The organism is Tatumella morbirosei (assembly GCF_000757425.2).
Lineage (GTDB): Bacteria > Pseudomonadota > Gammaproteobacteria > Enterobacterales > Enterobacteriaceae > Tatumella > Tatumella morbirosei.
On record NZ_JPKR02000005.1, the window covers coordinates 138668 to 152913 of the forward strand.

Genomic DNA, 14246 nt, shown 5'->3' on the forward strand with positions numbered 1-14246 from the left:
ATCAGAAGAGGAATGGCGGAGCAAAGCATGCGGGGTCAGAGACGACCCCGCACCACACAGGTTAATCAGCCAGTAAATGCGCCTTCATTTTCTGTTCGTAATCGCGGGCTTTGTCGGTATCGAATTGTTTTTCCCAGCGGGCCACAACCAGTACCGCCAGAGCATTACCGACGACGTTAAGGGCAGTACGTGCCATATCCATAATACGGTCAACCCCGGCAATAAATGCCAGACCTTCCAGTGGAATACCGACACTTCCCAGAGTCGCCAGCAGTACCACAAACGAGACTCCGGGTACCCCGGCAATCCCTTTTGAGGTCACCATCAGTGTCAGTACCAGCATAATTTCTTCACTGAGTGACAGATTAATGCCATACAACTGAGCAATAAAAATCGCCGCAATACTCTGATAGAGGGTAGAACCGTCGAGGTTAAACGAGTAGCCGGTAGGCACGACGAAACTGGTGATAGATTTCGGAGCGCCGTAAGCCTCCATCTTTTCCATAATACGTGGCAAAACGGTTTCCGAACTGGCCGTTGAGTAGGCCAGAATCAGCTCATCTTTCAGGATTCGGATAATGGTCATAATCCGTAATCCGCAGATTCTTGCCACTATCCCGAAGATCACCAGCGCAAACACCAGAATTGCGGCATAAACCAGACCGACCAGTTTCGCCAGCGGGAACAGTGAAGCAAAACCAAAGGTGGCAACCGTCACGGCAATTAACGCAAACACCCCGACCGGTGCGTAGCGCATAATCATATGCGTGACTTTAAACATGGTTTCGGAGACCGAACGGAACAGGGTAATCAGCGGGTCGCGGTGCTCTGCAGGCAGTGCTGACAGCCCCATACCGAACATCACCGAAAAGAAAATAATCGCCAGCATGTCACCGTTCACCAGCGAGACAAAAATATTCTGCGGGATCACCGATAAGATGGTAGTCACCAGACTGTGCGGCCCATTCTGCACCTGCTGGGTCGTCGCTTCATATTTAGAAATATCGGTAGTCGCCAGGGTCGACATATCGATACCCGTCCCCGGATGGAACACATTCGCTAATGTGATCCCCAAAATAATGGCTATCGTAGTGATAATTTCGAAGTAAAGGATGGTTTTTACACCGATCCGCCCCAGCTTCTTAGCATCCCCCACTCCGGCGATGCCGACAATCAGTGATGAGATAACAATCGGGACCACAATCATCTTGATCAGATGAATAAAGATGTCACCGGCAGGTTTCAGGATATTGATAATTAACCAGTCACGGTCACCTGGCTGGTTATGCAGGACAGCACCCACAACAATTCCCAAAATCAACGCAATCAGTATTTGCCAGGCAAGACTAATCTTTATGCCTTTCTTCATTTTTGTTTCCTTAGTCAGACTTCCCTTTCATTTCTCATCAACAGAGAATTATTCGGTGAAGTGAACAAACACCGGGTAAAAACAGACCTCAAATCGACGAGAATTGCTGCCAAACCCTGCATAAGAGATAGATAAGTAACATTTTTGGGCAGGTTATGGCAACCTTATTCCATAACGAATAAAAACAACAATTAACTCCGCGAATCTTTACCGCAGGGCGATTTCTGTTATAACTAATTGTTATGGAAATAGTTAATAAGATCAGAATATCCTGAATTCTGTCGCCAGTTCTGAGTGGATAATCAACCGTCAGGCCGTGGAAGCAGATAACAAACCAAAGGAAATAGTTATAATTACTGCTTTTACCTGTGATTTACACTAAAGTGAAAAAAACACCCCGATAATATGACTTTTCTCTGACGCGTGATCTGCAACGCAAAAGCAAAAAATTCCTTCCACCACTCTTTAATTAACCATTTAGTCACATAATACTAACAATAGCAGAGGAGGCCTGACATGAGCCAGATTCACAAGCACCCGATTCCTGCAGGGATTGCTGAAAATGCCCTGATTAACCCGCAGCAATACACAGAAATGTACCGTAATTCGGTAGAAAACCCTGAGGCATTCTGGGCTGAACAGGGAAAAATTCTCGACTGGATAACGCCTTACCAGCAGGTTAAAAACACGTCATTTGCCCCGGGCAATATCAATATTCGCTGGTTTGAGGAGGGTACCCTCAACCTGGCAGCAAACTGTATCGATCGTCACCTGGCGACTCACGCCGATAAAACGGCCATTATCTGGGAAGGTGATGACGCCAGCCAGAGTACCCGTTTGAGCTACCGTGAACTACACCAGCAGGTATGCCGTGCAGCCAATATGCTGACAGATTTAGGCATCCGCAAAGGGGATGTCGTGGCAATCTACATGCCTATGGTGCCGGAAGCTGCCGTCGCTATGCTGGCATGTGCCCGTATTGGCGCGGTGCATACGGTGATTTTTGGTGGTTTCTCACCGGAAGCCGTCGCAGGACGAATCATCGATTGTGGCGCAAAACTGGTGATCACCGCTGATGAAGGTATCCGTGCAGGACGGGCTATTCCCCTGAAAAAAAATGTCGATGAGGCACTGAAAAACCCTGAAGTCACCAGCATTAAAAATGTCGTTGTGTTCCGCAGAACCGGTGGCTTCCCTGGCTAGCAGGAGGGACGAGATCTGTGGTGGCATGATTTGATGGCTGAAGCGGCTGACGAACATACCCCGGTGGCAATGAATGCCGAAGATCCGTTATTTATCCTGTATACCTCCGGGTCTACCGGTAAACCTAAAGGTGTACTGCACACCACCGGCGGCTATCTGGTTTATGCCGCCACGACATTTAAGTATGTATTTGATTATCATCCGGAAGATATCTACTGGTGTACTGCCGATGTCGGCTGGATTACCGGCCACAGCTACCTGTTGTACGGACCGTTGGCCTGTGGCGCGACGACCCTGATTTTCGAAGGCGTTCCAAACTGGCCAACTCCGGCCAGAATGTCTCAGGTAGTGGATAAACACCAGGTCTCTATCTTATACACGGCTCCGACCGCCATCCGCGCATTGATGGCAGAAGGCGATAAAGCGATTGCCGGTACACAGCGCACCAGCCTGCGCATCCTCGGATCCGTGGGGGAACCTATCAACCCTGAAGCCTGGGAATGGTATTACCAGAATATCGGAAACAGCCACTGCCCTATCGTCGATACCTGGTGGCAGACCGAAACGGGGGGTTTTATGATAACCCCACTGCCGGGCGCCACCGAACTGAAAGCGGGCTCTGCAACCCGCCCATTCTTTGGTGTTCAGCCTGCCTTAGTGGATAATGACGGCCTGGTTCAGGAAGGCGCCTGCGAAGGTAACCTGGTGATCACCGACTCCTGGCCTGGCCAGGCACGAACACTGTATGGCGATCATGCCCGTTTTGAGCAGACTTACTTTTCGACCTTTAAGAACTGCTACTTTAGTGGTGACGGAGCACGACGTGATGAAGACGGTGACTACTGGATAACAGGTCGTGTCGATGATGTGCTGAATGTATCCGGCCACCGTCTGGGTACCGCTGAAATCGAATCGGCACTGGTTTCACATCCGAAAATCGCCGAAGCCGCCGTGGTAGGTATTCCCCATGCCATCAAAGGACAGGCTATCTATGCCTACATCACACTGAATGCCGGTGAAGAACCGACCCCGGAGTTGTACAACGAGGTACGTCAGTGGGTGCGTAAAGAAATCGGTCCGATTGCTACCCCGGATGTATTGCACTGGGCGGATATGTTACCTAAAACCCGTTCAGGCAAAATCATGCGCCGTATCCTGCGGAAGATTGCCAGCGGAGACACCTCCGGGCTGGGAGATACTTCCACCCTGGCCGATCCTGGCGTGGTAGAAAAATTACTCGAAGAACAACGGTCGATAAAGATGCCTTAGTCGCCTGAAAATATCAGGGGTGGGTTCTCTGCCCCTGTTTTCAGCCCACACTCCCCGCGTTCCCCGTATTCCGTTTCAAAGATATGCCCGTTCTGATGAATGCAGTCCATCACCGGTGAGCGGCCACACATGGTACGCCACACCGGATAATAAAACAGACAGACCTGCACACTATTTTACCTCCGGAGACATAGCGATGAACGATATCTTGTGTCAGAAAATTGCAGATAACCCCGCCTTCCGTGAACTGGTGAAGAAAAGACAGCATTTCGCCACTCTGCTATCCCTGATTATGCTGGTGCTCTACATTGGTTTTATCTTGCTGATTGCTTTCGCCCCTGACTGGCTGGGCACCCCGTTATCTGCCACCAGTAGCGTGACCCGGGGAATTCCTATCGGTGTGGGGCTCATCGTGATCTCTTTCCTGCTGACCGGACTGTATGTCTGGCGCGCAAACGGAGAATATGATCGCCTAACCCGCCAGGTTATCCGGGAGTGTGAATCATGAAAAAAATCAGCCTGTTCGCACTACTGTGCTATGCCCCGTCATTACTGGCCGCCGATGCTCTGACTGGTGACGTTCACCGCCAGCCGATCAATTATCAGGCCATCGCCATGTTTGTGGTCTTCGTCGCTTTTACCCTGGGAATTACCTGGTGGGCCTCACGCAGGACACGCTCGCGCAGCGATTACTATACCGCCGGGGGGAATATCACTGGATTTCAGAACGGCCTGGCGATGGCAGGCGATTTTATGTCTGCCGCCTCATTTCTCGGGATTTCGGCACTGGTTTACACCTCAGGGTACGACGGACTGATCTACTCGTTGGGTTTCCTGGTAGGTTGGCCGATGATTCTGTTTCTGATTGCCGAACGGCTGAGAAACCTGGGTCGCTACACATTTGCCGATGTAGCCTCCTACCGGTTACAACAAAAACCTATCCGTATCCTGTCAGCCTGCGGTTCACTGGTGGTGGTGGCCTTATATCTGATTGCTCAGATGGTCGGAGCCGGGAAGCTCATTCAACTGCTGTTTGGCCTGAACTATCCGGTCGCCGTCGTCATGGTCGGGATACTGATGGTGTTGTATGTCCTGTTCGGCGGCATGCTGGCAACCACCTGGGTGCAGATTATCAAAGCAGTACTATTACTGTTCGGTGCCACCTTTATGGCGGTGATGGTGATGAAAGCAGCGGGATTCAGTTTCAGCAGCCTGTTTAGCCAGGCCATGGCGGTACATCCAAAAGGTGCGGCGATCATGCGGCCCGGCGGGCTGGTCAGTGACCCGATATCAGCACTTTCCCTGGGGCTGGGACTGATGTTTGGGACGGCAGGCCTGCCCCATATACTGATGCGTTTTTTCACCGTTGCCGATGCGAAAGAAGCCCGGAAGAGCGTATTCTGGGCGACAGGGTTTATGGGGTATTTCTACTTCCTGACCTTCATTATTGGCTTTGGCGCCATTTTACTGGTCAGTGCGAACCCGCAATTCACAGATGCATCAGGCGCACTGGCTGGCGGAACCAATATGGCGGCGGTGCATCTGGCGAACGCTGTGGGTGGCAGTACCTTCCTCGGATTTATTTCCGCCGTCGCCTTTGCCACTATTCTGGCAGTTGTCGCCGGGCTCACCCTCGCAGGGGCTTCTGCCGTTTCGCATGATATCTATGCCAGTGTATTACGCAATGGAAATGCCAGCGAACAACAGGAGTTACGGGTATCGAGGATCACGGTGCTGGTACTGGGAATCGTGGCGATCGCACTCGGTATTCTGTTTGAAAAACAGAATATCGCCTTTATGGTCGGCCTGGCATTCTCCATTGCTGCCAGCTGTAATTTCCCGATCATTTTGCTGTCGATGTACTGGCGAGGGCTAACTACCCGCGGAGCGGTGACCGGGGGCTGGCTGGGATTACTGACCGCCATTGTGTTGATGATCCTTGGCCCGACTATCTGGGTACAGGTGCTGGGACATGAACACCCCGTTTATCCTTATGAATATCCGGCCCTGTTTTCTATGCTGGTTGCGTTTGTCTGTTGCTGGCTGTTTTCGGTCACCGACCATTCAGTGGCTGGCAGAAGTGAGCGGGAACGCTTCACGGCGCAGTTTATCCGGTCACAAACCGGCATTGGGATAGACAGGGGGAAGGCACACTAAAGCGACTCCCCCGCAGGCTGGCCTGCGGGGGAGAAGACTCAGAAGTTTACTGAGGCACTAACGTACGGTCCATCAACCAGTACGTTAGTTTTATTATCACCTTTATTGTTCAGTTCAACATACTGATAACCTGCCCGCAGGTTTAGCATAGAGATCGGTGAAAAACTGATTCCCCCCGCAGCTTCCTGGTAGTTTTGCAGGTGTGTAGAGAACGATTTTGGTGCGTAATAATATTCACCATACACGCCCCACATGTTATTCAGCTGATAGCTGACACCGGAACCGACGGCCACAGCAAAGCCATCTTTACTGTTTTCAGGGTGGGTAAACAGGGCTTTGGCTGTCGGGGAGAAGTTTAACGGACCCACAGACAGGTTATAGCCCAGTGCTGCACCGGTGACACTACCGTCATCATTACTGCGCAGCCAGTTACCTTTAACAAACAGTCCCGGGGATGCGGTACCCAGGCCAAGGTTCAGGTTGGTGCTGTGTCTGCCAACATCTACACTGCCTTCGACTGCCTGAGCCATGCCACTGGCCAGTAAACCTGCCACTCCTGCAGCGAGGATAATTTTTTTCATTGTAATACTCCTGGTTAATAAAAACGCGCACCCGATATTGGAACAGCATAAAATAGGGGCGGCAACCTGTTTATAGGTAAACAGAAGTATATTTCGTCATATTCTGAAATCATCGGGTGATTAAGCCTGCCACATCACATGACCAATAATCGGTGCAGCCAGTACGGTCACCACCCCCGCCAGCATCATCACCAGGCTGGAAACCACGCCTTCCTGAGGGCCCAGTTGATAAGCTTTCGCCGTACCGGCACCGTGAGAGGCAGCCCCCAGACCGGCACCTTTTGCCAGGCTTTGTTTAATCGCCAGTCGAAGAAACATAAAATCACCAATCGCCATCCCGAACACGCCGGTTAATACCACAAACAGCGCGACTAAATCGGGTTGTCCCCCTTCCTGCTGAGCGGCAGCCAGCGCAAACGGGGTGGTAATAGATCGAACCGCGAGACTGCGTTGGATCTCTTCCGGCAAGGTAAACAGCCGGGCCAGCCAGACCGAGCTGCACACCGCGACCAGTGTGGCGGTGATCACCCCGGCACTGAGTGACATCCAGTGACGGCGGATAATATAGATATTCTCATACACCGGCACTGCAAAAGCTAAAGTTGCCGGACCCAGTAACCATAACAACCAGTGGCTTTGAGCAATATAATCACTCCAGCTGATATGAGTCACCAGTAACAGAGCTACCAGCACCAGCGGTGTCATCACCAGCGGCATGAGCAGCAGGATACGCCAGCGGCGGTAGAGCCGCTTATTCAGGTAGTAAACCAGAACAGTCACTACCGCACACAACACACTGATCACTAAATCATTCATCGCGGGCCTGCCTGCGTTCTGCACGCTGAGTTTCATAACGATAGATACGTTCAACCACAAATGAGGTCGCTGCCAATACCATCACAGTACTGATGGCAATCACCAGGCAGATACGCACACCATCCTCACGCAGTAATGTTCCGTAGTTGATCACCGCCACGACCGCAGGGACAAAAAACAACAACATTTCGGCCAGTAACCAGTTGGAACCGGCTTTAACCCATTTCAGGGGTAAAACTCTGGTTACAATCAGTAACAGCATCAGTAGCATACCGACAATATTTGCCGGCAGAGGAATATGCAGCCACAGCACCAGTTGTTCCGAAAAAAGAAAGAAACCGATATAAATCAGTACCTGTACTGGCAACTGCAGCCACCGGGGTAATTTTGTCAGCCGCTGTGAACGAAGGGCCGCAAGCATGGTGAATTCCTCAAAAATAATTGATGAATGCAGTATACATCCTGGCCACAGGGTGAATAAAATGAACTAAAATTATCTCAACCATGCCATTTAGGAATAGTTATGGATGTGAGAGCGATTCGTTACTTTACTGAAGTGGTACGCCAGCAAAGCTTTACCCGTGCGGCAGAAAAACTGTATGTCACTCAACCGACTATCAGCAAAATGCTGCGGCAGTTGGAAGAGGAACTGGGCTGCACCCTGCTGTTAAGAGAAGGACGGAAGCTGTACCTGACCGATAGCGGCAAAGCGGTATACCAACGCGGAAATGCGATTTTGCAGGAATTTCGTCAGTTAGAGGCCGAAATCAGTGATATTAATCAGCTGACAACCGGTGAGTTACGACTGGGGATCCCGCCGATGGTCGGCATGCAAATCGTCGGTTCGATTTCCGCCTTTCATAAACGTTATCCGGGTGTCGAACTGAAAATTTCTGAGTTTGGCGGACTGGCAGCACAACAAGCGGTGTTACAGGGACGCCTGGATATTGCCATGACCGCCCTGCCCGCCGAGAGCGAATTCCCCTTGCAGGTACTGCCGTTAATGGAGCACCCGCTATGTGTGTTAGTCCCCCGTACCCGGGAGTGGCTGCAATGCAAAAGCCTGACCCTGCAGGATGTCTCACGTTACCCGTTACTGGTGTTTAACGAGGAGTTTTCGCTGAACCGCCAGTTACATAAAACGTTTCAGCGTCTTGGCTTATCCCCGACCATTGCTATTCGCAGCGGCCAGTGGGATTTTCTGGCGGCGATGGTACAGGCAGATATGGGAGTGGCGATTCTGCCGGAACCGATTTGCCAGAGACTGGACCCGTCCTCGTTACTGTGGATTCCACTGGAATCAGAGTTGAGGTGGACGCTGGGATTAGTCTGGCGCGAAGGGAATTATATTTCCAGTAGCACCCGGGCATGGATTGATTGCTGCCGGGAGTTCTGGCCCGGAGATCCTCCGGTACTGTCAATTTAGCCGCCAGGAGGCCTGCCTTAGCAGTCAGGTGGCCTCCTGCCAGCCATCACTCTTCTTTTTCGATCAGCAAGGCTTCCAGCAGGTCGAGATCACGCAGAAGTTTCTGCATAGATTCGTTACTGATTTGCTGTGTAGCACGCATATGATAAACCTCTGCCCGTTCAGCACGCAGTGCTGCCAGACGGAAACGACGTTCGAGGTTTTCTGCAAACATCGCTCGTTCAATATCTTCTTTACCGTCAATCCTGCGCCGAAGATTTCCGGTCACCCGGGAACTCACCTCTTTCAGAACATCCGGGTCGATATTCTCTTCACTGTCCTTGGCGAGACGCTCTTCCATTTTATACAGGCTGTCGATGGCGACCTTCGCCATTACCGCACGGGCAGTCCGCAGTTCACGGGCATTTTCACTCTTATCCATGCCCGGCATCCCCCGTAACAAAATAGGTAAAATAATCACGCCAATGATCAGCGAGAACATAATGACCCCGGTGGCAAGGAACACCAGTTCATAGCGCGCCGGAAATGCATCGCCGTTAGCCAGATATAAAGGCACTGACAATACACCTGCGAGGGTGACCGCACCACGTACTCCGGCAAACGTTGCAATCAACAACTCACGGAATGAATAGTTGCTGAACTCCATCGGATTCTTTTTCAGTAACCGGACACTCAAACGCTTCATGATGAACAGCCAGCCAAAACGAACCAGCAGCAGTGCGGCATACACCAGTCCCACATCGGCGAACAGCATCCAGATATTGACATTAGAATCCGCGTTTGCCTGTTGGATAGAGGTTTCCAGGATGCTCGGCAACTGAAGGCCCAGCATCAAAAACACCATGCCGTTAAACACAAACTCCAGCATCTGCCATACACTGTTTGCTCTCAGACGCATCGCCAGCGGAGCCTGGCGGATAATACCTGAACGGGTAATGGTCATCCCTGCGGCCACTGCGGCCAGAATGCCTGAAAAACCGAAGTGTTCCGCGATAATATAAGAAGCAAAAGGTAACAGCAGCAATAACACCGTCTGGGTTGCCGGATCATCACCACTCCAACGACTCATCAGACGCAGGGATTTACCGTACAACCAGCAGATAACCACCCCGGCCACCAGTCCGCCGATAGCCACCTTCAAAAATTCCAGGGTCGCGCCTGACCAGGTGAACACCATGGTTCCCATGGCGACTGCCACCGCAAATTTCAGCGACACCAGACCGGAAGCATCATTCATCAGGGCTTCGCCCTGAACTATCGACATGATTTTTTTAGGAATTCGCCCTTCACCGACAATCCCGGAAAGGGCGACGGCATCGGTGGGTGAAAGCACGGCAGCCAGTGCAAATGCAGGAATCAGCGGGATGCCAGGCACCGTCCAGTAAATCAGGTAACCAATACCCACGACGGTAATCAGTACCAGCACCAATGCCAGGCCGATAATCTCACGTCCGTGGTGCAGAAATTCACTGGTCGGAGTTTTCCAGCCATCGGCGAACAACAGTGGCGGAATAAACAGCACCAGGAACAACTCCGGGTCAAAATCGACATGCAGCCCTATTGAAGGCCATGCCAGTATCGCTCCGGCGATGATCTGTACCAGTGGCAGGGGAATATGAAACGGGAGTAACCGGCCGGCAACGCCGGACAGGGACACCACTAATGTCATGATCAGAATGGTAAAAAAGATTTCCATGCTTTCCTTCTAGCCTCTTCCACAGGCGTTTTATGAACCAGAAACACATCAGTTACTCTGATAGTGTAAAACAAAATAAGGCAGTTAAATGCATCCCGGAGTGCGAAAATTCGTCCAAACCCTCGCTTTACAGATTTCTCCAGGATTCCGGGACCGCCCGGGAATACGGGAACAGCCACTCTTCGCCCTGTAACGGCGACTACTTGTCCGCTACCCGCCACTGATCAGCCACATTATTTCGACCGGCAGCCTGACTCACGCCCTGCGGTAAACCACAGTACCTTCTCCCCAAAATCCGGACTCCATTACTTTGATGCAGCAGAGCGACGCTTTCTTACCGGCGGGGTGAGCGCATCGGCTTCTGGGGTGGAAAGTGCTTCCCCCGCCGGGCCTCTTTCCAGCAACACTGCGCCCTGTCCACTGGCCGCCAACTGATCTCCCGGGTTGCGTAACGGGCAATCGCGCATTGAGAGACAGCCACAGCCGATACAGCCGTTCAGATCATCCCGTAAATGCGTCAGCGTGGCGATTCTTTTATCCAGTTCTTCACGCCAGTGGAGCGTCAGAGCTTCCCATTCACTGGCAGACATGCGCTTATTCGGCGGCAATTGCGCCAGATTTTCGCTGACTGTCGCCAGGGGAATACCAATGCGCTGCGCAACTTTAATAATCGCTACCCGGCGCAATACATCGCGGCTGTAACGCCGCTGATTTCCGCTGTTACGGCTACTGGAGATAAGCCCCTTACTTTCATAAAAATGCAGAGCTGAGACTGCGACCCCGCTCCGACGGGCAACTTCGCCGGGTGTCAGGACAGGTTTCGGATAGTTTCTCTCTTTTTTCATTTTCGGCCTTTACCTCAAGTTAACTTGAGGAATTATACTCCATTCCGACGCAAAAATCCCGAACCACTCCCGGCGATAATATTCGCCGTACAGGACAGAACTATGATGCAAGAAGAGATCATTCATTCGTTAACCCAGTGGATCAACCAGAACCTTGGGAAACATTTATCGATAGATGAAGTCGCTGCTAAATCAGGATATTCGAAATGGCACCTGCAACGTATGTTCCGGGCAGTCACGCAGCAGACGCTGGGGGACTATATTCGTGAGCGCCGGCTGGAGAGGGCCGCCGATGCACTGTGTAAAACCCGACGCCCGGTGTTCGATATTGCCCTGCAGTATGGTTACGAATCGCAGCAGACTTTTTCGCGGGTATTCCGTCGCCAGTTCGACCAGACCCCGACGGCGTATCGTCAGGCGATGCGCTGCCGCGAGATCAGCCCGTCTGAGACTATTCATCGCGAGTCACGGCCGACTTCAGCCCGTCCGGCATCTGTATCGGGGATGATGTAAGTCGTCACGTTGCCGCCCTGACCGGCGGCACCCCGATTTTTCGCAGACTCTCCCGCCAACTCAACCTGCATGACCCTGCATGCTACAAAAAATTACATAGCGTGTATTTTTCGTTCGATTTTCTTACAAAAAAGCCTATAATGTGACCTGCATCACAAAATTCCGTCCCGTCAGGTCCCCCGCTCCCGCGGCAATTTCCCGGATGACGGAGTTTATGTCAGTCGAAAAATTGTTTTAAGCATCGGTTACGGGTAGAAAAAATGGGCACATTAACTGCAGGTTTTCTGATCATGCGCTGGGGGTTACTCAGTGCTTTCGTCATGTTTCTCGCCAGCACAGTGAAAATTAAATGCCGGCAGAACAGTCACTATTTCTTTAGCTTTGTCTGCAGCAGTATTGGTGTAGTCATGTCTTGCTGGTTTGTGACCGGACTAATGGGTATTACCCTGAGCATGCAACAATGGCATCTGTTTGTCAGCAGTGCTCAGGAAGCCTTCATTAATGTGATGGAACTGACACCCACCAGTTGGCCAACTTACTAATTAGCATCGCGGCCTTAGTGCCCGGCAGGCAGTAACAGCATCGCCCCCAGAACCAGGCTGAGCAGCCACGGATAAAGCCGTGCGTGTAACTGGTCTGGTACCAGGAAAATGGCATATCCTGCCAGCCACATTCCGGTAAAACTTCCTGCCATCAGGATAACGGCGGCCTGAACATCGATATAGCCAACGAATCCGGGCATGGCAGGCGATGAATGCCACAGCGATGTGATGGCATAGGTCAGAGTGGCGGTCAGTGCCATTGGCAGGGTGAGTGGATTGGCCAACGCTGCCGCCTGAACCATGGTGGCTCCTCGCCGCCGCATCAACGGCACTGTCATCACACTGCCTCCCACCCCGAGGAAGGCTGCAATCAAACCAATCACCAGCCCGGCCAGGGTAGAATGTTTCAACGGTTGGATTCCCGTATTTCCGACAGCAGCGCTTCGTAAAAAACCGGGCCGGAACAGGCAGTCCAGCAATGTCAGTAACAGATAGACGATAAATCCTGCACGAATCCACTGACCACTGCTGTATTGTGCAGCCACAGATCCGGCTAATCCGCCCAACGCAATCATCAACCACAACGGTTTCAATACCGGGGCAAGCTGTTTGAGCAGCTGTTTCTGACGCAGACTGGCAATCAGGGAAGAGAACAACATCACTGCCGCAGAGGTTGCCACCGCTATTTGCATCACCACACTGCCCTGACCGTTTACCGGTAAATGCTGTCCCACCAGAACTGAAACCAGCAACGGTACTGTGATAAACCCACCGCCAAACCCAAACAACACCGTCGTGACCCCTGAGACAACGCCAGCTATCGCTAAAAAAAGAATCATAAATATTTACCTGTCTGTCACCGTGCGTCAGAGTATATAAACTTCTGGGAATGACTTAATTACGGGCACAGGACAATCATTAACGAATTCAGGCCATCTGAGACAGGGCATGCGTAATACTCCGATTAACAGCGTCGACCATATCCAACGCCCGGTGTTGGCCCTGGCGACCGATTACCCTGCCGATACCTGGCTGGCCCCGCACCAGCACCGCAGGGCGCAGTTTCTCTATAGCATCAGCGGTCTGATGGAGGTTAACAGTGAAGAAGGACAGTGGGTGGTCTTGCCTGGTAGTGGGGTCTGGATACCCGCAGGTAAGGTTCATGCCGTGAGAATGCTCGGTGCCAGTACCCGCAGCCTGTATATTGAGCCAGCAGCGGCCCCGCGCCCTGCCACTCAGTGTGAGGTATTGCATGTCAGCCCGTTACTGCATCAGCTATTGCTCGCCTCTGCGGATATTCCTCTGGATTATCCGGCAGGTAGCCGTGATGAACTAGTCATACTGTTAGTGCTGCAGGAGCTGGCTCTGGCCGGAATCAACCCGCTGTTTACCCCGCTTCCCTTCGATCCCGCGCTGGCAGCCCTTTGCCGTGAGTTCCTTCAGCAACCCGATATCCGGCTGCGCCCTGAGCAGTGGGCAGCCTTATTACATAAAAGTCTACGGACTTTCACTCGTTTCTTCCGGCAACAAACCGGCCTGTCATTTGCTCAGTGGCGGCAGCGTGCCTGCCTCAATTACAGCTTTCTGGCTCTGGGTCGGGGGGAGTCGGTCACGGCTACCGCACTGACTCTGGGTTATCAGAATATCAGTGCCTTCTCTGCTATGTTTCGTCAGGTGACCGGGCAAACTCCCGGTATGTTTCCTTCCGCCCCGCCCGAAGCGAATACCCCACCCGGAACATAAAAAAAATCCCCGCCGGTAGCTGGCTACCGGCGGGGATTGATATTACCAGGGGGTTAACCCGGAAGCTGGATACCGCTTCCGGAACC

The 14246-nt window shown here is 52.0% G+C and carries 13 protein-coding genes and 1 pseudogene; 7 read left to right on the forward strand and 7 right to left on the reverse strand.

Features of this window, described 5'->3' with window-relative positions:
* Positions 1 to 61: 61 nt before the first annotated feature.
* Positions 62 to 1369, reverse strand: a complete 1308-nt coding sequence (gene gltP, locus HA49_RS16170) for a glutamate/aspartate:proton symporter GltP (RefSeq protein ID WP_038023758.1) — start codon at positions 1367 to 1369, stop codon at positions 62 to 64.
* A 516-nt stretch (positions 1370 to 1885) separates the two neighbouring features.
* Here gltP and acs point away from each other — a divergent pair.
* The 3 genes and pseudogenes from acs (at position 1886) to HA49_RS16185 (ending at position 5998) form a co-directional block, all read left to right on the forward strand.
* Positions 1886 to 3841: pseudogene (gene acs, locus HA49_RS16175) on the forward strand (acetate--CoA ligase).
* A gap of 196 nt (positions 3842 to 4037) precedes the next feature.
* Positions 4038 to 4349, forward strand: coding sequence for a DUF485 domain-containing protein (locus HA49_RS16180; protein WP_038023761.1), 312 nt, complete (start codon positions 4038 to 4040; stop codon positions 4347 to 4349).
* Positions 4346 to 5998: a cation acetate symporter gene (locus HA49_RS16185; protein WP_038023763.1), complete on the forward strand. Its 1653-nt coding sequence runs from the start codon at positions 4346 to 4348 to the stop codon at positions 5996 to 5998. Before HA49_RS16180 ends, HA49_RS16185 begins: the two co-directional genes overlap by 4 nt.
* A gap of 38 nt (positions 5999 to 6036) precedes the next feature.
* On the opposite strand, the gene HA49_RS16190 is transcribed toward HA49_RS16185, so the two are convergent.
* The 3 genes from HA49_RS16190 to HA49_RS16200 form a co-directional block, all read right to left on the reverse strand.
* Complete coding sequence (locus HA49_RS16190; protein WP_038023765.1) at positions 6037 to 6579, reverse strand: YfaZ family outer membrane protein; 543 nt, start codon at positions 6577 to 6579, stop codon at positions 6037 to 6039.
* Between the two features lie 120 nt (positions 6580 to 6699).
* Complete coding sequence (locus tag HA49_RS16195) at positions 6700 to 7395, reverse strand: LrgB family protein (protein ID WP_038023767.1); 696 nt, start codon at positions 7393 to 7395, stop codon at positions 6700 to 6702.
* Positions 7388 to 7816 (reverse strand): CidA/LrgA family protein, encoded by a 429-nt coding sequence (locus HA49_RS16200; RefSeq protein WP_038023770.1) that lies wholly within the window; start codon positions 7814 to 7816, stop codon positions 7388 to 7390. The genes HA49_RS16195 and HA49_RS16200 overlap by 8 nt, the downstream gene beginning before the upstream one ends.
* A 102-nt stretch (positions 7817 to 7918) precedes the next feature.
* Between HA49_RS16200 and HA49_RS16205 the strand changes: the two genes are divergently transcribed.
* Positions 7919 to 8821 carry a LysR family transcriptional regulator gene (locus HA49_RS16205; RefSeq protein WP_038023773.1) on the forward strand — a complete coding sequence of 301 codons (903 nt, stop codon included), beginning with the start codon at positions 7919 to 7921 and terminating at the stop codon, positions 8819 to 8821.
* Positions 8822 to 8867: 46 nt separating this feature from the next.
* Here the strand turns inward: HA49_RS16205 and HA49_RS16210 are convergent, their stop codons facing one another.
* Positions 8868 to 10517, reverse strand: a complete 1650-nt coding sequence (locus tag HA49_RS16210) for a Na+/H+ antiporter (protein ID WP_038023776.1) — start codon at positions 10515 to 10517, stop codon at positions 8868 to 8870.
* A gap of 305 nt (positions 10518 to 10822) precedes the next feature.
* Entirely contained in the window at positions 10823 to 11362 is a 540-nt protein-coding gene (soxR, locus tag HA49_RS16215; protein WP_084706446.1) for a redox-sensitive transcriptional activator SoxR, read from the reverse strand.
* Between the two features lie 102 nt (positions 11363 to 11464).
* Between soxR and soxS the strand changes: the two genes are divergently transcribed.
* Both soxS and HA49_RS16225 read left to right on the forward strand, forming a co-directional pair.
* On the forward strand, positions 11465 to 11875 hold the full coding sequence (gene soxS, locus HA49_RS16220; RefSeq protein WP_046791879.1) for a superoxide response transcriptional regulator SoxS: 411 nt from the start codon (positions 11465 to 11467) through the stop codon (positions 11873 to 11875).
* 260 nt (positions 11876 to 12135) lie between these two features.
* Positions 12136 to 12417, forward strand: a complete 282-nt coding sequence (locus tag HA49_RS16225) for a YjcB family protein (protein WP_038023779.1) — start codon at positions 12136 to 12138, stop codon at positions 12415 to 12417.
* 14 nt (positions 12418 to 12431) lie between these two features.
* Here HA49_RS16225 and HA49_RS16230 read toward each other — a convergent pair whose 3' ends face one another.
* Positions 12432 to 13256 (reverse strand): sulfite exporter TauE/SafE family protein, encoded by an 825-nt coding sequence (locus tag HA49_RS16230; RefSeq protein WP_038023782.1) that lies wholly within the window; start codon positions 13254 to 13256, stop codon positions 12432 to 12434.
* Between the two features lie 109 nt (positions 13257 to 13365).
* Here HA49_RS16230 and HA49_RS16235 point away from each other — a divergent pair, with 109 nt between their 5' ends.
* Positions 13366 to 14160, forward strand: a complete 795-nt coding sequence (locus HA49_RS16235) for an AraC family transcriptional regulator (protein ID WP_046791880.1) — start codon at positions 13366 to 13368, stop codon at positions 14158 to 14160.
* Positions 14161 to 14246: the final 86 nt, after the last annotated feature.

Bases quoted from the DNA above. Each gene is read 5' to 3' on its own strand.
- gltP (WP_038023758.1), bottom strand. From the start codon at position 1,369: ATGAAGAAAGGCATAAAGATTAGTCTTGCCTGGCAAATACTGATTGCG.
- HA49_RS16180 (WP_038023761.1), top strand. From the start codon at position 4,038: ATGAACGATATCTTGTGTCAGAAAATTGCAGATAACCCCGCCTTCCGT.
- HA49_RS16185 (WP_038023763.1), top strand. From the start codon at position 4,346: ATGAAAAAAATCAGCCTGTTCGCACTACTGTGCTATGCCCCGTCATTA.
- HA49_RS16190 (WP_038023765.1), bottom strand. From the start codon at position 6,579: ATGAAAAAAATTATCCTCGCTGCAGGAGTGGCAGGTTTACTGGCCAGT.
- HA49_RS16195 (WP_038023767.1), bottom strand. From the start codon at position 7,395: ATGAATGATTTAGTGATCAGTGTGTTGTGTGCGGTAGTGACTGTTCTG.
- HA49_RS16200 (WP_038023770.1), bottom strand. From the start codon at position 7,816: ATGCTTGCGGCCCTTCGTTCACAGCGGCTGACAAAATTACCCCGGTGG.
- HA49_RS16205 (WP_038023773.1), top strand. From the start codon at position 7,919: ATGGATGTGAGAGCGATTCGTTACTTTACTGAAGTGGTACGCCAGCAA.
- HA49_RS16210 (WP_038023776.1), bottom strand. From the start codon at position 10,517: ATGGAAATCTTTTTTACCATTCTGATCATGACATTAGTGGTGTCCCTG.
- soxR (WP_084706446.1), bottom strand. From the start codon at position 11,362: ATGAAAAAAGAGAGAAACTATCCGAAACCTGTCCTGACACCCGGCGAA.
- soxS (WP_046791879.1), top strand. From the start codon at position 11,465: ATGATGCAAGAAGAGATCATTCATTCGTTAACCCAGTGGATCAACCAG.
- HA49_RS16225 (WP_038023779.1), top strand. From the start codon at position 12,136: ATGGGCACATTAACTGCAGGTTTTCTGATCATGCGCTGGGGGTTACTC.
- HA49_RS16230 (WP_038023782.1), bottom strand. From the start codon at position 13,256: ATGATTCTTTTTTTAGCGATAGCTGGCGTTGTCTCAGGGGTCACGACG.
- HA49_RS16235 (WP_046791880.1), top strand. From the start codon at position 13,366: ATGCGTAATACTCCGATTAACAGCGTCGACCATATCCAACGCCCGGTG.